A 17,234-nucleotide genomic window follows, 5' to 3' on the forward strand; every position below is an offset into this window, starting at 1 on the left:
GGATGAGCCACCCCACGCGGAGGGGTCGCGCGCGAGCGGCTACCGAACAGGACATCCGCCGGACCGCCCGGAAGCTGCTCGTCGAGCAGGGGCCCGAGGCGGTCACCCTGCGTGCCATCGCGCGGGAGCTGGGGATCACCGCGCCCGCGCTCTACCGGTACTACGAATCCCGCGATGACCTCGTCGAGAACCTACGGCTCGACGTCTGCGCCGACCTGGCCGACGACCTCGCCGAAGAGATCGCCGAGCTGCCCGATGACGGCATCCTGCAGCTGTTCGCGATCTGCAAGGGCTTCCGGCGGTGGGCGCTCACCCACACGAAGGAATTCACGCTCGTCTTCGCGTCGCCGACCGGTGGGGTCGGGTCCGCTGCCGGGTCTGCGCTGAGCCGGGTTGATGAGCCCTTCGGGCGGATCTTCCTCGCCGCCGCCGGGCGGGTGCTCGCGCGGACCGACATCGTGCTGCCGTCCGCCGGCAACGTGCCCGATGAGCTGCGGGACGACTTCACGACCTTCCAGGAGTCGCTGAGCGCCGTGCTCTCCGAGGCCGACCACGACGTTCCGGTGGAGAAGCTCGACCTCGGCGTGACGTACCTGATGATCCAGTTCTGGGCCCGGCTCTACGGGCACGTCACGCTCGAGGTCTTCGGCAACTACCCGATCCCGATGTCCAAGCCGGACGTCCTGTTCGAGGCGATGCTCATCGACCTCGCCCGGGAGATCGGGCTCTACTCCGGTTAGGCCGCGTGGCCGCCGTCCACCGACAGCACCGCCGCCGTCACGTACTCGGCGCCCGGTGAGGCCAGGTACGCGACCGCCGCGGCCACCTCCGACGGCTTTCCGTAGCGGTCGAACGCCGTCGACGCGCGCTGGTCGGCCGCGTACGGGCCGTCGGCCGGGTTCATGTCCGTGTCCGTCGGGCCCGGGTGGACCAGGTTGACCGTGATGCCGCGCCCGCCCAGCTCGCGGGCCAGCGCCTTGGTCAGGCCGACCATCGCCGCCTTGCTCGTCGCGTACAGCGCCATGCCCGGGCCGGGCACGCGGTCGGTCACGCAGCTGCCGATCGTGATCACGCGGCCGCCGTCGCTCAGCACCCCGGCCGCGGCCTGGGTCGTCGCGAACACGCCGCGGACGTTCACCGCCAGCACGCGGTCGACGTCTTCCAGCGAAGTCTCATCGAACGCGCCCACGAACCCGACGCCCGCGTTGTTCACCAGCACGTCCAGCCGGCCGAACTCCGCCGCCGTGGCCGAAACGGCGGCCGACACCGCGGCGGCGTCCGCCGAGTCCGCCTGGATCGCCAGCGCGCGACGGCCGAGGTGCTTGATCTGCTCGACCACCTCGGCCGCCCGCTCGCCGTTGTGCTGGTACGTCAGCGCGACGTCCGCGCCGTCCTCGGCGAGCCGCAGTGCCGTGGCCGCGCCGATGCCGCGGCTGCCGCCCGTCACCAGTGCCACCTTGCCGTCGAGGGTCATCCCCGGTTCTCCTTCGATCGAACGGATTTCCTTGACCGTTCAATCAAATCGAGAACGCGTTGAAAGCACCGGCGGCTTTCGGACAGGGCGCTACAGGACGATGTTGACCAGCCGCCCCGGCACCACGATCACCTTGCGCGGCCCGCCTTCGCCGACCATCGCCGCGACCTTCTCGTCCGCCAGCGCCGCCGCCTGGACCTCGTCCTGCGACGCCGAAGCCGGCACCGTCACCCGGGAGCGGACCTTGCCGTTGACCTGGATCGGGTACTCGACCGAGTCCTCGACCAGGTACTTCTCGTCCACCACCGGGAACGGGCCCTGCACCAGCGAATCCGCGTGACCCAGCCGGTGCCACAGCTCCTCCGCCAGGTGCGGGGCCAGCGGCGCCAGCATCAGCACCAGCGGCTCGGCCAGCTCACGCGGCGTCGACGCGGCCGCGCCGTACACCTTGGTGACGTGGTTGTTCAGCTCGATCAGCTTCGCGCCGGCCGTGTTGAACCGCATCTCCGCGTAGTCCTCGCGGACGCCGGCGACGGTCTTGTGCAGTGCCTTGCGGTCCGCCTCCGAAGCGTCCTCAGTGGACACTCGCAGCTCGCCGGTCGTCTCGTCGACGACCAGGCGCCACAGCCGCTGCAGGAACCGGTGCGCGCCCACGACGTCCTTGGTCGCCCACGGGCGCGACATGGCCAGCGGGCCCATCGCCATCTCGTAGAACCGGAACGTGTCGGCGCCGTAGTTCTCGGCCATCTCGTCCGGCGTGACGACGTTCTTCAGGCTCTTGCCCATCTTGCCGTACTCCTGGGTGACCTCTTCGCCTTCGAAGAAGTACTTCCCGTCGCGCTCCTCGACCTGCTCGGCCGGGACGTAGACACCGCGCGAGTCGGTGTACGCGTACGCCTCGATGTAGCCCTGGTTGAACAGCTTCCGGTACGGCTCCTTGGACGTCACGTGCCCCAGGTCGAACAGCACCTTGTGCCAGAACCGCGAGTACAGCAGGTGCAGCACCGCGTGCTCGACGCCGCCGACGTACAGGTCGACGCCGCCGGTGTCGTCCGCGCCGTACTCGCCCGGGCGCGGGCCCATCCAGTACTGCTCGTTCTCCGGCGCGCAGAACGTCTCGGCGTTCGTCGGGTCCAGGTAGCGCAGCTGGTACCAGCAGGAACCCGCCCAGTTCGGCATCGTGTTGATGTCGCGGCGGTACTTCTTGACGCCGTCGCCCAGGTCCAGCTCGACCTCGACCCAGTCCGTCGCGCGCGCCAGCGGCGACGACGGCATCGAGTCGCGGTCCTCCGGGTCGAACGTCACCGGCGAGTAGTCGGCGACCTCGGGCAGCTCGATCGGCAGCATCGACTCGGGAACGGCGTGGACTTCCCCATCGGAGTCGTAGACCACCGGGAACGGCTCGCCCCAGTAGCGCTGGCGCGAGAACAGCCAGTCGCGCAGCTTGTACTGCACGGTCCCGGTGCCGGCACCCTTTTCGGCCAGCCAGTCGATGATCGTCTTCTTGGCTTCGGCGACGTCCATGCCGTCCAGGAAGCCGGAGTTGATCGCGGGACCGTCGCCGGTGAAGGCCTTGCCGTCGAAGCCGTCCGACGGCTGCACGGTCCGGACGATGTCCAGCCCGAACTTCTCGGCGAACTCCCAGTCGCGGACGTCCTGGCCGGGCACGGCCATGATCGCGCCGGTGCCGTAGCCCATCAGGACGTAGTCGGCGACGAAGATCGGGATCTGCTTGTCGTTGACCGGGTTCGTCGCGTACGCGCCGGTGAAGACGCCGGTCTTCTCCTTGTTCTCCTGCCGGTCCAGCTCGGACTTCCGCGACGCGGCGACGCGGTACTCCTTGATGGCCTCGGCAGGCGTCGAGGCACCACCGGTCCACCGCGAGTCGACGTCGGCGGGCCACGAAGCCGACGTCAGCTTGTCGACCAGCGGGTGCTCCGGCGCCAGCACCATGTACGTGGCGCCGAACAGCGTGTCCGGGCGGGTCGTGAAGACCTCGATCGCGTCTTCGCCGGTCTTGAACGTGACGCGGGCGCCGTGCGAGCGGCCGATCCAGTTCCGCTGCATGGACTTGACCTTCTCCGGCCAGTCCAGCAGGTCCAGGTCGTCGACCAGGCGGTCGGCGTACGCGGTGATCCGCATCATCCACTGCCGCAGGTTGCGGCGGAAGACGGGGAAGTTGCCGCGCTCGCTGCGCCCCTCGGAGGTGACCTCTTCGTTCGACAGCACCGTGCCCAGGCCCGGGCACCAGTTGACCGGCGCCTCGGAGATGTACACCAGCCGGTGATCGTCGATGATCTTCTTGCGCTCCAGCGCGCTCAGCGACGTCCAGTCCTGGCCACCGGGCACCGGGCGCGAGCCGTCGGCGAAGGCGGCTTCCAGCTCGGCGATCGGGCGGGCGCCGCCGGCCTCGGTGTCGTACCAGGAGTTGAAGATCTGCAGGAAGATCCACTGGGTCCAGCGGTAGTACTCGGGGTCGATCGTGGAGATGCGACGGCGTTCGTCGTGGCCCAGGCCCAGGCGCCGGATCTGGCGCAGGTAGGTCCGGATGTTCTCCTCGGTCGTCTTGCGCGGGTGCTGCCCGGTCTGGACCGCGTACTGCTCGGCCGGCAGGCCGAACGCGTCGAAGCCCATCGTGTGCAGCACGTTGCGCCCGATCATCCGGTGGTACCGGGCGAAGACGTCGGTGCTGATGAAGCCCAGCGGGTGCCCGACGTGCAGGCCGGAGCCCGACGGGTACGGGAACATGTCCTGGACGAACAGCTTGTCGCTGGGCACCGGCTGCCCCTCGACGGCGAGCGGCCCGACCGGGTTCGGCGCGTGGAAGGTCCCCTGGTCGGCCCAGTGGTCCTGCCAGCGCTGCTCGATCTGACCCGCCAGCGCGGCCGTGTAGCGGTGCGCGGGGACGTCGGTCCCGGTCGCCTCAGTCATCGCCGTCTTCCTTCGCGTATCGACCTACTCCAGAAACAACTCGACCCCTCAGCCACCAGGGCATGAGGGGTCGCCGCGCCGGCCGGGCCGGACCCGGTCAGCGCGGCAGGCTAAGGAGCAGCCGAGCCGTGTTCATGTGCACATCGTAACTTGCTGGTCAAAGCCGTTCGGAGGGGACCGCCAGTGCGACGAACTGGGTGACCTGGGTCGCCGAGAAGTTGTTGTCGCTGACGATGACCAAGCTGCGCTCGCCGTTCGGCAGCTTCGGGCCCCAGGTCATGCCCTCGATATTGTCCACAGTGGACAGACCGAGGTCGGCCGCGTCGAAGAGGAGCCGCTTCTTGACCGGCTTGACGTGCTTGGCGTCGGCCAGGGACTTGACGTTCAGCACGTTCGTGGCGCCCGTGGTGTCGATCTCGTAGACGCGCACCTTGTTGCCGACGCCCGTGACGAACGAGCGCTCCATCATCAGGAACTTCGTCGGGTCGGCCTGGTCGACGGCCAGCATCGAGGAGACGCCGGTGGTCGCGAACGCGCCAGCGGGCACCGGTGACGCGAAAATCGGCTCCTGCGGGTAGGCGTACTGCGCCAGGACCGGGCCGAACCGCGACTGGAGGGTGATCCGCGACAGGGCGCCGGTGGTCGTCGTCGGCTCCGGGCCGTCCTGCAGCAACGGGCCCTCGACCTCGCTGGCCAGCAGCGAGCCGAACCCGGTGAAGGTGATGCCCTCGAGCACGAGGTTCTGCCGCGGGCCGGCCGTCGGGGTCATCTTCTCGTTCGCCGGGATCGGCAGGTCGCGGACGTATTTTCCGTCGCGGCGCGCCTCGCGGATCGACGGGTCGATCAACGTCGTCGCCGTGCGCTCGCCCTCCTGCGACCAGTAGTAGTCGCCGCTCCACGGGTCGACGCGCAGCTCTTCGGGGTCGATCGTCTGCTCGTTCTGCGGCTTCGAGGGGTCGTTCTGCGCGAGCGGCGGGTACGGCGTGCCGTCCGGGCGCAGCAGCGGCTTCGTGCCGGTGAAGGTGACCGGGCCGACGCCCTTCGCCGACACCGGGAAGGTCGCTGTGTAGAAGCGGGCGGGGTTGATCGCGGACCGGTCGTCGCAGATCAGCGCGTAACCGCCGGTCCGCGGGTCGTAGTCGATGCTGGACAGGCCGCCGACCGTCGTGCCCTGGAACTGCAGGGAGTTCGGGACGATCTGCTCGCCGAGCAGCCGGATCGGGCGCTGGTGACTCTCGGTGGCGCTCGCCGGCGCGGCGGCGAGGATTCCCCCGATCAGGGCAGCGGTCAGGACGGTGGGCAGTACACGCGGTGACATGGCCTGTAGCACAGTCGATCAGGGTATCCGGCAGGTTGCCGGGACGTCACGCTTATCCTTGACCCGTGTTCGCAATCGCGCTGGTTCCGGTCGTGCTGGGTCTGCTCGTCGGCTTTGGTGGGTTCCTCGGGTTCCGTGAGCGCTTGACGCGCGAGGGCGGCACCGGAGTGCGCACGCAGGCGGCGTTGCGCAGTGAAGAAGCGTTCAAGCTGGCCAACCGCGTCGCGGGCTTGCCGACCATGGCCGGTGGCGCGATCTCCGTGCTCACCGGGCTGGCCGGGCTGGCCATGCCGACGACCGGCGGCCTGATCGCCGCCGCGTTCGCGGGCGTGCTCGCCATGCTGGTGCTGGTCATGGGCGGTGGCGTGCTCGGCAACCGCGCCGCGCTGACCGTGCCCGCCCCGGCGCCGGCCGCGCCGGCCGGGTGCAGCGGCTGCGCGTGTGGCGCCGGTGGCTGCGGCGTCTTCAAGAAGGAAGAAGCCTAATTCCGCTGCAGGTCGCCCGGGTGGGTGGCCAGTAGCGCCAAGGGGATGCCCTGGCGGCGCAGCACCTGGCTCCACAGATCGCCGTTCGGCGAGGCCAGGATGTCGCTCGGCAGCGCCGGCACGATGACCCAGTCTTCGCGCTCGATCTCGCCCGCGAGCTGACCCGAGTCCCAGCCCGCGTACCCGGCGAACACACGCACGCCGCGGACCTTCGGCACCAGCACCTCGGGATCGGTGTCCAGGTCGACCAGCGCGACCGGCCCGCGGACCGCGATCACGCCCGGCACGCTCGACGCCGTCTCGCCGGTACGCAGCGCGGCCAGGCACAGCGCGGTCTTCTTCTCGACCGGCCCGCCGACGAACACCGCCTGCGGCTCGGCGACGTGCCCGCCCCAGTTGGGCAGGACGTCGTGCACGGCGACGTCACTCGGCCGGTTGAGGACCACGCCGAGCGTGCCTTCGTCGCGGTGATCGATGACGAACACGACAGTCCGCTTGAAGTTGGGGTCGACCATCGTGGGTGCGGCGACCAGGAGCGTTCCCGGTTCCACCTCGGCGTCCGCTGGCACGCGACCCATGATCCCACTCCCGACGCGGCGAATTACTTCGGCTCGGGAACAATCGCCCCACCCGCCTCGTTTGAAACACTGGTCGGCGCACTCCGTGTCCCCCGGGCTCACTGAAGAACCGCCTTTGTGGAATACCGTCCGGCTGGAGCCACACTGCGCATAGCCGCCGAGAGGCGACCTCAGTGCGTCGACCACCTACTACGCTGGCTCCGTGACGATCAGCACCGGTGCGGAGACCGCACGACAGGGTCCCCGGGAGCTGCTCAAGGACCCGGACTTTCGGCGTCTGCTCTTCACGCGCTTCGCCGCCAGCTGGGGCGACGGCGTGTTCCGCGCGGGTCTCGCCGGCGCCGTGCTCTTCAACCCCGAACGCGCGGCCGACCCGCTGGCCATCGCGGGTGGGTTCGCCGCGTTGCTGCTCCCGTACTCCGTCGTCGGCCCCTTCGCGGGAGCGTTGCTCGACCGCTGGGACCGCCGTCGCGTGCTGATCTTCGCGAACCTCCTTCGCGGCTTGGCGATCGTCCTGGCGTCCGCCGCGGTCGGCCTCGGGTTCGGCGGGCTCGGCCTGTTTTCGCTGGCCCTGGCCGCGGAGGGCATCTCCCGCTTCATCGGCTCCGGTCTCTCGGCGTCGCTGCCGCACGTCGTGCGCGCGGAAAGCGTCGTGACCGCCAACGCCTTCGCGACGACGCTCGGCTCGGTCATCGCCGTCATCGGTGGCGGCTGCGCGATCGGCCTTCGCGCGCTCTTCGGCAGCAACGACGTCGGCTCGGCCGAGACCACGGCGTTCGCGGTGCTCGGCACGCTGGTCTCGGCGTTCATCGCCCGCGGGTTCGCCCGCGGCGTGCTCGGGCCGACCGTGGTCGACGAGCCGCCGAACCCCGTGCTGGCCGTCGCGCGCGGGCTGGCCGACGGCGCGCGCCACGCCTGGCGCGCGCCGAGCGTCACCGCCGGGTTCCTCGCGCTGTTCGCGCACCGGGCGTCGTTCGGGGTGTCGCTGCTGGTCACCGTGCTGCTGATGCGGAACTACTTCACCGACCACGGCCTGCTCCGCGCCGGGCTGCCCGGGCTGGGGCAGATGGCGGCCCTCGCCGGCGCGGGCCTGCTGCTCGCCGGGCTGCTGACCGCCCGGCTGATCCGGAAGTTCGGCCGGGTGCGCGCGGTGCTCGGTTCGCTGGTGGTGGCCGCGATCGCGCAGTCCGCGCTCGGCCTGCCGATGGTGCTGCCGCTGGCGCTGCTCGCGTCGTTCGTGATCACCGGGGCCGGTCAGGTGCTGAAGCTCAGCGTCGATTCGTCGATCCAGCTCGACGTCGCCGACGAAGCCCGCGGGCGGGTGTTCGCGCTCTACGACACGCTCTTCAACATCACGCAGGTCGCTGCGGTTTCGCTCGGCGCGCTCGTGGTGCCCGACGACGGGCGCGCGCCGGGCCTGCTCATCGCCGCGACGGTCTGCTACCTCGTCGGCGGCGCCGGGTACCTGGTGGCGCGCCGGCGCGTCGTTCGCTGAGGCAAACGTACGAACCGGTCACGGCCACTGCTCCATTGGCATTAGGGTGACGGCAAGGCATTAGTAGGTTCGAGGGACACCGGGGGCACCTGTGACCACCGCGGGCGACGACCGTGCACGGCTCGAAGCACGCAATGCCGCGATGAAGGACCAGATGGACACCCTCCTGGAGAACTTCGAGCGGCAGACCCAGCAGCTGCGCGACGCCCAGGCCGCGGCCGCCGAAACCAGCGCGGAGCTCACGTCGTCCGACGGGCTCGTCCGCGTCGGCATCGACGCCGGCGCCAACCTCACCAAGCTCGAGTTCGCGGCGAACGCGTTCGAGCGCACGACGCCCGCACAGCTCGCGAACACCGTCCAGACGCTGGTGCGGCAGGGAACCCTGCAGGTCAAGCAGAAGATCGCGGACCTGATGGCGCCGATCACCGAGGGCCTGCCCGATCTGTCCGAGCTCGTCGAGGGCGCGCCGTCGCTGGCCGGGCTGGTGCCGCCGATCCCGGAGTTCACCGAGGAAGAAGCCCCGGCGCCGCGGCCCGAGTCGTTCGAAGAGGGCGGCTCGATCCTGCGCAACGAGCAGGCGACGCCCCCGCCGATGCCCGCACCCAAGCCGGCGCCGAAGCGCGTCCGCCCGCCCCGTGACGAGGACGAGGAGCCGCCGACGTCCTGGATGACGAGGGGCGACTGATGCCGGACGGGGGTTCCGGGTTCACTGCGGAACCGGACGCGGTGCTGCGTGCCTCGAACGGCTTGACGAGCGCGGCGGACGGGCTGGACAACGCGCTCAAGACGTTGCAGGGCGCCCTCGACGCACAGGGGGAGTGCTGGGGCGGCGACGACTCCGGCAAGGAGTTCGCGAAGGACTACGTGCCCGGTTCGCAGGGCGCGGTCGAGGGGTTCACCAACCTCGTGCAGGGGTTGCGCGGCCTGCAGCAGAACGTCGCGAAGTCGATGCAGGCCCTGACGGGCGCCGACGAAGATGTGACGTCCCAGCTCGGCAAGGGGCAATGACCCGTGGGTATGGAGATGCCCGACGCGGTCAAGTGGCTGCTGCCGATCGTGGTCGGCGAAAGCTGGCCGGAGGGCGACGAGGACAAGCTGCGCGCGCTGCGGGACGCGTGGCACACGGCGTCGGCGGCGATCGGCCCGGTGTCGGAGACCGGCAACCAGGCGGCTTCGGGAGTCCGCGACAACTGGACGGGTGACGGCGCGGACGCGTTCGCCGAGCAGTGGAAGAAGTTCGTCGAGGGCGACGAGGCGTACTTCAAGCAGCTGGCGGACGCGGCAAAAGCACTCGGGGACTCGTGCGACCAGACGGCGCTGGACGTCGAGTACACGAAGTACATGATCATCATTTCGCTGATCGTGCTGGCGGCCCAGATCGCGGCGATGATCGCGGCGGCCGCGGTGACGTTCGGCGGTTCGACGGCCGGGATCGCGCCGGCCCAGATGGCCACGCGCATGACGGTGCAGATGCTGTTCCGGCAGCTGCTCGAGAAGCTGGCGCAGCAGGGGTTCAAGCAGGTCGCGAAGGAGCTGCTGGAGAAGCTGCTCAAGCAGGGCCTCAAGAAGATCGGCATGGAGGTCCTCAAGAACGAGGCCATCAACCTCGGCATGGACGCGGGAATCCAGGGCCTGCAGATGGCGAAGGGCGACCGCCAGAGCTGGGACTGGTCGAAGACATCGGACGCGGCTGTCTCGGGTGCGGTCGGTGGGGTCGTCGGGGCGGCTTCCGGGTCGATCGGGCGCGGGGCGACCGAGGGGCTTTCGCATTCGGCTGGTGGTCAGGTCGCCGACGCGGCCATGCGGGCCGGGGCTCGGGGGGCGGTCGAGGGGGTTGCGCAGACTGTCGGGCAGGCTGCGGTTACCGGGGATCTGGGGTCTTTGACGCCGGAGCAGTTGCTCACCGGGGCGTCCAGTGGGGCCGTCGGGGGTGCTGTTGGGGGCGCCAAGGAACAGCTGCACTCGGTTCACCAGGCGAACATTCCGGCGGCTGAGCCTGGTTCTTCGGGGGGTGAGCCGGAGGCTCGGCGGGAACCCGCATCGGCCGGTGCGTCCAGCCAGGGATCGGAGCCGGTCGAGCCGCGGCGTTCGGGGGATGAATCGCAGCAGCCTGCTGGTGCGGACGGCCCACGTCCGAGCGCAGACCACGCGTCGCAGGCAGCACCGCAACCCGCGACGGCGGCCCACCAGCAGCAGTCCCAGGCGGCGGCTGACGCCTCGTCGACGAGTGGCGGAGCGCCGAGTTCGGCGGGCGCCTCGCCAACGGGCGGCGGCTTGCCCGGCTCGGGAGGAGGTCCGTCTCCGACAAGCTCCGGGGGCCCGTCCCCGACCGGCTCGACGGGCCACAGCTCGCCGGCCGGCGCTGGAATGGGTGGTCCTTCCCCGTCCAGCGGCGGGACGCCCGGCTCAACTCCACCGCCGAGCGGCGGAGCGCAAAGCCCGGCAGGAGGCCCGCCCGCGACCGGCGGCGGACCGGCCGGAGCGCCCCCGCCGAGCGGCGGGGTTTCAAACTCAGCGGGCGGCGGAGCGTCGGGCCCATCGGGCGGCGGAGTGTCGTCTGGCAGCGGAGTGCCCGGCTCAACAGTCGGTCCGTCCCCGACTGGCAGCGGAGCGCTCGGCTCAACAGGCGGTCCGTCCCCGACTGGCAGCGGAGCGCCCGGCTCAACAGGCGGTCCGTCGTCGGCTGGCGAGCTGTCCAGCTCAAGCGGCGGCCCGTCGTCGTCCGGCGGCGGAGTGCCCGACTCAGCGGGCGGCCCCTCGTCCGCTGGCGGCGGGATGTCCAGCTCAACGGGCGGCCCGCCGCCAAGTGGCGGCGGAGTGCCCGGTTCAGCCGGTGGTCCCGCGCCGGCTGGTGGCGGGATGTCCGGTTCGCCGGGCGGGCAGTCGCACGGCGGCTACGGCATGGCCCCGGAGCCGGGCCGCCAGAGCGGCGGGCGACCGCAGGACAACGTCGGCGCGGCGGGTTTCACGGGTGGGCAAAGCCAGCCGTTCGCGGCGGATGCGGGTGGGGCGCCGCCGTTCCAGAACGGCCCGTCGCCGCAGACCGCACCCCCGCCGGCGGGTGGATTCACGCCACCGCCGCCGGGCGGTGTGCCGAACGCCGGCGTTCCGGGGGGTACCGGTGGCCCATCGGCACGCCCGGCACCTCCACCAGGCGGCGGCCAGCCACCGCTTGAACAGCCGCGACGGGTTCCACCGCAGGATCCGCGCCGGATGCCGCCGGGAGGACAGCCGCCCGCCGGTGGGCAGCCGATGGCGGCGGGCCGGGGGCAGCAGGGTGGCCAGCCACCTCGCGGCGCGGGTCTGCCGCCGCAAAACGGCCACTCGTCGCAGGGCGGACCACCGCTGGGCGGTCATCCGGCACAGGGCGGCCAGCAGCAAGGAGGTCAACCGCACAGCGGGCAGCCATCGCAAGGCGGCCAGCAGCACGGCGGGCAGCCACCGCAGGGCGGACAGCAGCACGGCGGGCCCCTGCCACCGGCGGGGCAACAGCAAGGCGGCTACTCAGCGCCGGGTGGGCCGTCGCAAGGTGGGCAACCGCAGGGTGGATTGCCTCAAGGCGGCCACCCACCGCAGGGTGGGCAACCGCCGCTGGGTGGTCATCCTTTCCAGGGTGGTCAGGCTGCGCAGAGCGGACAGCCTTTGCCGGGAGGACCGTCGCCGCAGGGTGGACATCCGGTGCAGGGTGGGCAGCCGCCGCGGAGTGGGCCGCCTGGGCAAAGTGGGCCGCCGTCGCAGGGTGGGCGGCCATCTCATGGGCAGCCTCCGCAGGGTGGGCTGCATCCCAACGATCCTCGGCGGATGCCGCCGCAGCGGCCGGCTGGGCCGCCGGTGGGTGGGGGTCCTTGGCCGCCTTTGTCCGGTGGGCAGCGTCCGGCCGGGTATCCGAATCAGCCTCGGGGGCCGCACCCGGGTGGGCGGCCGCCGATGCCGCCTCCGCCTGGGGGACGGCCGCCGCAGGATCCGCGGGCTGGTTCGGCTTGGCCTGGGGGACCGCAGGTGCCGCCGCCGCGGGTGGGGCCTCCGCAGGAGCAGGTTCCCCGGGGGCCGCAGCGGCCCTTCGCGCAGCCGCGGCCGGGTGAGTCGCGCACGCCTGCGACGGACCAGCCGCCGACCGCGCTGGAGCAGACGCCGGCGAGCGAGCGGCAGGCGCCCGCCGGCGAGCGAACCGCTGGGCAAAGCGCGCCCGCCGCAGAACGGCCGAGCGCACCCACACGCGAGCGAAGCGTGCCCGCCGGCGAACAGCCGGCAGAGCAAGGCGCACCCACAAGTCAGCGACCCGCTGAGCAAAACCCGCCCGTTAGCGAACAGCCGGCCAAGCCGAGCGCGCGCGCCGACCAGCGACCCGCTGAGCAGAGCGCGCCCGCCGGCGAACAGCCTCACCAGCGGCAGGCGCCTGTCGGCGATGGGCGGCCCGAGCAAAACGCCGCCGAACGGCCGGCCGAGCAGAGCGCCCCCGCGGACGAGCAACCCGCCGAGCAATACGAGCCGACCGGCGAACAGCCGACCGAACAACCCGCGCCCGCCGATGAGTCGCCGGTTCAGCACGGCGAACGGCGCCGGCCGGACGAGCCCTACCTCACCGACGACCGCTTCCGCTCCGATGACCCCGCCGGGGTCAGGCGGATCGAGGACACCTTCATGGACTCCGGGCGGCAAAGTCCCGAGTCCGGCGAGTGGCGCCAGGAGCAGGTGCGCCGCGAGGCGCTGGCCATGCGGGACCGCTCCCACCCCGGCATGTCCGACGATGGCGCCTTCGCCGTCCACGCCTACACGCGGCACGAGATGGTCGGCCCGCTCAACCGTGCCCTGCGGCTCGGCTCCCCGGAACTTGCCCACCTCGCTCCGCAGGCCGGTGCGCTCGTCTCCGGGCTGAACGAGCTTCCGCCGCACGTCGGGACCGTCTCGCGGCGGGTTGACTTCCATGGGGATGCCTCGCGGCTGGAGGCCTTCCTCGGCCGCTTCCACCAGGACGCGCACATCACCGAACCCTCCTTCCTCAGCTCCTCGAAGGTCGACGCGGAACATCAGCGCAGCACCTTTGCCGGTGAGGTCGAGATGCGGATCGAGTCCAGGACCGGGCGGGACGTCGAAGCCCTCGCCAGCATCGGGCGCGAACGTGAGGTCCTCTTCAAGGCCGGGACGCAGTTCCAGGTCACCCACGTGGAAAAGGGGCCCGGGCACCCCGAGCACCCGGACTTCAAGCCCGGCCCGGGCGCGCGCGACAAGCCACAGTGGATCGTGCATGCCGAGGAGATCGCTCCCGGCGATCCGCGATACCTCGGGGAGGCCGACGCGCGGCAGGCGATCGACGAGCGCCGGGCTGCTGAACGTGCTGACGAAGAGCGCTTCGAGCGGGAAGAAACCGAACGCGACGCGCAGTTCTACGCCGAACACCCGCACCTCAAGCCGTCTGGAGACCTGTTCAAGCTGCTTGGCGGGGACGACGAACCGCCGCCGCCACCCGTGAAGCGTGAGCCGGCCACCGAACAACCTGAGGGTGGCTGGTCACGGCTTGCCGAGCCGCTGACGCCCGGTGGGACACCCGTGCTGCACGCCGGGTCCGTCGAGACTCCGCAGCAGCACGCTCGCCTCATCCGCGACGCCGTGCCCGAGCTCGGCGCCGTCAACACCCGCAACCACTACAGCCCCGGCGCCCTCGAGAACGGCTACCGGACCAACGCCGCCGAGTCGATGACCGCCTTCGACCGGCGGATGACCGGCGAGGACGTCGTCGCCGGGCCCGCTCGGGGGGAGAACCTCCGCGGGCAGTGGAGCAGCCGGGACGGCTTCGACGACGTCGCGCGTGACCTCGGGGACCGGCCCGTCGGCGCGCGGTCCGCCGTCGCCTTCGAGCACGCTGGTGGCGAACACCTGGTCGCCGCCGTGCACACCGAGCACGGGGTGCTCTTCGCCGATCCCGTCAGCGGGCGGCTCGCCGAGTTGCCGCCCGACGCCGCCGGGATCCGTGAGCTTTCCCTGGGCGGCCACCACGAGAGCATCGCCGATCGCCTCGGCCCGGTGCCCGAACGGCGGCCGCACGACGAGGGCTACCTCTTCGACGACGACCACCGCGGGACGCCGGCCGACCACGAGAGCATCCGCCGCGCGGTCGGCGACGAGGGCATCTACCAGCAGGTCCACGACCGTGCGCTCGCCCGCCGCGACGCCGCCGGCCTGCCGATGACCGACGACGGCGCCGTCGCGGTGCACGGCTACACGCGCGGCGAGTACGCCTACGACGTCAACGAGGCGCTGCGCCGCGGCCCCGGTCACCCCGGTTTCGACCTCGCGCAGGCGAACGCGCGCGCCATCACCGACGGCCTCAACCAGGTGCCGCGCACGTCCGGCGAGACCATCCGCGCCTTCGACGTCGGGGGTGACCCGCGGCTGGCCGAGCTCGTCGCCGGGCCGTACACCCGCGGCGAAGTGGTCGTCGAGCCTTCGTTCTCCAGCGCGTCCATCAAGACCGGCGAGTTCTCGACCAGCAAGTTCGGCGACGACGTCGAGCTGCACGTCCGCTCGGACAACCTCCGCGACATCTCGAAGCTCGCCGAGAACCCGTCCGAGCGCGAGTCGCTGTCGCCGCCCGGGACGCAGCTGCTGGTGCACGACAAGCGCCTCGTGCTCACGCCCGAGGGCCGTCGCAAGTGGATCATCGAGGCCGAGGAGATCGGCCCCGGCCACCCGCGTTACCTCGATCCCGAGGCCGCGCAGCAGAAGATGGCCGAGCGCCGGGCCGAGAACGACCACAACGCGGCCGAGTTCGAACGGCGCCGGCAGGCGGCGTTGATGGAACGGCTCGGCGGCTTCGGCGAGGCCGAGCCCGCGCACGTGACTCACGGGCAGGTCAGCGACGTCCTCGACACGCACGAACCGCCGCTGACGCCGGAGCCCCAGCCGGACTACGGACACCTGGCGCGCGCGACGAACCCGCCGGCCGAGCCGGCCATCCACGCCGACGCCGCGACGCCGGCCGAGCGTGCGGCCTACGTCCAGGACCGGCACCCGCACTTGCGCGAGGTCAACCCGGGCTTCCACCAGCCGGGCGCCCTCGAGAACGGGTACCTGTCCAACTGCACGCGCGGGCCCGGGGCGTACTGGGACCGGCTGCACGGCGGCACCGCGACGGCCGAGCCGGTCCGCTTCCACGAGATGGGCACGCGCGGCACGCTCGAGCACATCGAAGGCCGCTTCGGCGAGACGTTCTCCGGCCGCGCGAGCTACGACGACGTCATCCGCGAGATGCGGGACAGGCCGCTCGACCACCACGCGGTGGTCGCGGTCAAGTACGAAGGCCCGAACGGCGCCGAGTACGGCCACGTCGCGATGGTCGTGCACACCCGCGACGGCGTCGCGTTCATCGACCCGCAGTCCGGCGACCTGATGCACCTGCCGCAGCCGCCGAAGGACATCAAGCTGCTGCACGTCGGAACGCCCGGCACTGAGCACGTCCAGGTCGAGACCACGGCGGAACACGGCGGCTACGGCCACGCCCCGCAGTCCCGGCTCGACGACCTCCTCGCCCAGCCGCGGGTCGCCGAGGCGCTCGACGGCGCCACCACCGACCTCGTCGTCAAGGACCACGAGGGCAACCCGCAGAACCTCGGGCCGATCGGCGAGTTCGTCCGGACGCGGCTGGCCGAGCACCCGGAGCTGGTCGACCTCCTGCACGACCCGGCCAACGAGTTCCTCACGCGCTCGCTGCTGCGCAAGCCGGAGACGATCGCGAGCCTGCTGGTGCACGACGAGGCCATCCCGATCCTGGCCGACGCCGTGCACGAGGTGCACCACCCGGACCCGGACGCGGACCCGCTGAGCCCGGACGCGGACCCGACGCCCCTCACGCACGAGCAGCACGAAGTCGCCGACCGGGTCTCCGACGAGGCCGGAGAACACCCTCCCGCGCACCGTCGGCAAGCCCCGTTCGACCCGGCGATGCGGGGCGACGAGGCCTACACGCGGGAGTACCTCGGGCACCGCTACGAGGAGGCCGCGCGCGCCCAGGCGGTCTTGGAGCGGACCTTGCCGCCGCTGGCCGAGGAGACCAACGGGACTCCGGGGTTCCGGCCCGGTCCCAAGTCGCTCGGCCGGGCGATGGACAAGATCGCCGACTACGGCGGCGACGCCTCCAGGCTGATCGACCTGGCCGGCGCGATGATCCAGTTCGAGCGCGTTCAGGACGCGTACGCCGCCCTCGAACGCGTGGCCGCGCACCCCGAGCTGGACATCGTGAAGTTCGAGGACCGGTTCGCGAACCCCGCCGAGGCGGGTTACCGCGATCTGCAGATGAGCGTGCGCGTCGATGGGCACGTCGCCGAGCTGCGGCTGCACGTCAAGGCACTCGATGACGTTTCGGCGTACGAGCACTCGCTCTACGAAGTCCGCCGCGACCTGAAGGCACTCCGGAAGGCCGAGGGCCGGGCGGAGTTCACGACCGAGGAACAGGCCCTGATCGACGGGCTGATCAAGCGCGAACGAGAGCTGTTCCGGGACGCGCTGCAGGGGAGTCTCTAGATGGTTCACACGCCGGCGTACTTCGAGTACTACGACCACACCTACATCGTCGAGAGCACGCCCGACGGTGGGTTGACCGGCCGGATCCTGAACTGGGAGACCGGCGCGTTCGAAGAGAAGCCGGACCACGTCCCGGACGTGCTGCTCGGACACGAGGCCGAGATCGTCAAGCTCACCTGGGAGCGGTTCGTGCGCCGGACCGAGGAGGAGCGGCACAACTACCTCCGCGGCGACGGGCCGATCTTCGCGCTCTACCAGACCATCGACGCGATCTGGGCCGCGACCGAAGAGGAGCGCCGCAAGATCACCAAGGAGGAACGCGCCTTGATCGAATCGCTGTACCGGCGCACCTTCGAGATGTGGGAGGACGAGTTCGCCCGCCGCGACGCCGGCGAAGCTCCGACCTTCACCTTCACCTCGGTGCTGGCGCGATGAT

The 17,234-nt window shown here is 71.3% G+C and carries 11 protein-coding genes; 7 read left to right on the forward strand and 4 right to left on the reverse strand.

All coding sequences use genetic code 11. The features are described from left to right. Nucleotides 1–2 precede the first annotated feature (2 nt). Nucleotides 3–740, forward strand: a complete 738-nt coding sequence (locus tag M8542_RS42675; RefSeq protein ID WP_257926095.1) for a TetR/AcrR family transcriptional regulator — start codon at nucleotides 3–5, stop codon at nucleotides 738–740. On the opposite strand, the gene M8542_RS42680 is transcribed toward M8542_RS42675, so the two are convergent. From M8542_RS42680 to M8542_RS42690, 3 genes are all read right to left on the reverse strand, one after another. Next, nucleotides 737–1,474, reverse strand: a complete 738-nt coding sequence (locus M8542_RS42680; RefSeq protein WP_257926096.1) for an SDR family oxidoreductase — start codon at nucleotides 1,472–1,474, stop codon at nucleotides 737–739. The genes M8542_RS42675 and M8542_RS42680 overlap by 4 nt on opposite strands. A gap of 90 nt (nucleotides 1,475–1,564) precedes the next feature. Further along, the gene (gene leuS / locus M8542_RS42685; RefSeq protein WP_257926097.1) at nucleotides 1,565–4,405 is read right to left on the reverse strand and encodes a leucine--tRNA ligase; all 2,841 of its coding nucleotides are present in this window, start codon (nucleotides 4,403–4,405) and stop codon (nucleotides 1,565–1,567) included. Between the two features lie 157 nt (nucleotides 4,406–4,562). Next, nucleotides 4,563–5,723, reverse strand: coding sequence for an esterase-like activity of phytase family protein (locus M8542_RS42690; protein ID WP_257926098.1), 1,161 nt, complete (start codon nucleotides 5,721–5,723; stop codon nucleotides 4,563–4,565). A 65-nt stretch (nucleotides 5,724–5,788) separates the two neighbouring features. On the opposite strand from M8542_RS42690, the gene M8542_RS42695 reads away from it, so the two are divergent. Further along, nucleotides 5,789–6,208: an SdpI family protein gene (locus M8542_RS42695; RefSeq protein WP_257926099.1), complete on the forward strand. Its 420-nt coding sequence runs from the start codon at nucleotides 5,789–5,791 to the stop codon at nucleotides 6,206–6,208. Here M8542_RS42695 and M8542_RS42700 read toward each other — a convergent pair. Beyond that, on the reverse strand, nucleotides 6,205–6,786 hold the full coding sequence (locus M8542_RS42700) for a YqgE/AlgH family protein (protein WP_257926100.1): 582 nt from the start codon (nucleotides 6,784–6,786) through the stop codon (nucleotides 6,205–6,207). The two genes, M8542_RS42695 and M8542_RS42700, sit on opposite strands and share 4 nt — an antisense overlap. A 202-nt stretch (nucleotides 6,787–6,988) precedes the next feature. Between M8542_RS42700 and M8542_RS42705 the strand changes: the two genes are divergently transcribed. The 5 genes from M8542_RS42705 (at nucleotide 6,989) to M8542_RS42725 (ending at nucleotide 17,233) form a co-directional block, all read left to right on the forward strand. Then, nucleotides 6,989–8,281 (forward strand): MFS transporter, encoded by a 1,293-nt coding sequence (locus M8542_RS42705; RefSeq protein WP_257926101.1) that lies wholly within the window; start codon nucleotides 6,989–6,991, stop codon nucleotides 8,279–8,281. Between the two features lie 142 nt (nucleotides 8,282–8,423). Then, a complete protein-coding gene (locus M8542_RS42710; RefSeq protein ID WP_257926102.1) occupies nucleotides 8,424–8,966 on the forward strand; it encodes a YbaB/EbfC family nucleoid-associated protein in 543 nt (180 codons plus the stop codon). Beyond that, entirely contained in the window at nucleotides 8,966–9,289 is a 324-nt protein-coding gene (locus tag M8542_RS42715) for a WXG100 family type VII secretion target (RefSeq protein ID WP_257926103.1), read from the forward strand. The genes M8542_RS42710 and M8542_RS42715 overlap by 1 nt, the downstream gene beginning before the upstream one ends. A 15-nt stretch (nucleotides 9,290–9,304) precedes the next feature. After that, a complete protein-coding gene (locus M8542_RS50815) occupies nucleotides 9,305–16,798 on the forward strand; it encodes a WXG100-like domain-containing protein (protein WP_504970537.1) in 7,494 nt (2,497 codons plus the stop codon). Further along, complete coding sequence (locus tag M8542_RS42725; RefSeq protein WP_257926105.1) at nucleotides 16,799–17,233, forward strand: hypothetical protein; 435 nt, start codon at nucleotides 16,799–16,801, stop codon at nucleotides 17,231–17,233. It abuts the gene before it with no gap. Nucleotide 17,234 lies beyond the last annotated feature (1 nt).

Source organism: Amycolatopsis iheyensis (genome assembly GCF_024703995.1).
GTDB classification, from domain to species: Bacteria; Actinomycetota; Actinomycetes; order Mycobacteriales; family Pseudonocardiaceae; genus Amycolatopsis; species Amycolatopsis iheyensis.

What these genes read in the sequence shown, in the direction of transcription:
- M8542_RS42675 (WP_257926095.1), top strand. Translation starts at nt 3, where the DNA reads ATGAGCCACCCCACGCGGAGGGGTCGCGCGCGAGCGGCTACCGAACAG.
- M8542_RS42680 (WP_257926096.1), bottom strand. Translation starts at nt 1,474, where the DNA reads ATGACCCTCGACGGCAAGGTGGCACTGGTGACGGGCGGCAGCCGCGGC.
- leuS (WP_257926097.1), bottom strand. Translation starts at nt 4,405, where the DNA reads ATGACTGAGGCGACCGGGACCGACGTCCCCGCGCACCGCTACACGGCC.
- M8542_RS42690 (WP_257926098.1), bottom strand. Translation starts at nt 5,723, where the DNA reads ATGTCACCGCGTGTACTGCCCACCGTCCTGACCGCTGCCCTGATCGGG.
- M8542_RS42700 (WP_257926100.1), bottom strand. Translation starts at nt 6,786, where the DNA reads ATGGGTCGCGTGCCAGCGGACGCCGAGGTGGAACCGGGAACGCTCCTG.
- M8542_RS42710 (WP_257926102.1), top strand. Translation starts at nt 8,424, where the DNA reads ATGAAGGACCAGATGGACACCCTCCTGGAGAACTTCGAGCGGCAGACC.
- M8542_RS42715 (WP_257926103.1), top strand. Translation starts at nt 8,966, where the DNA reads ATGCCGGACGGGGGTTCCGGGTTCACTGCGGAACCGGACGCGGTGCTG.
- M8542_RS50815 (WP_504970537.1), top strand. Translation starts at nt 9,305, where the DNA reads ATGCCCGACGCGGTCAAGTGGCTGCTGCCGATCGTGGTCGGCGAAAGC.
- M8542_RS42725 (WP_257926105.1), top strand. Translation starts at nt 16,799, where the DNA reads ATGGTTCACACGCCGGCGTACTTCGAGTACTACGACCACACCTACATC.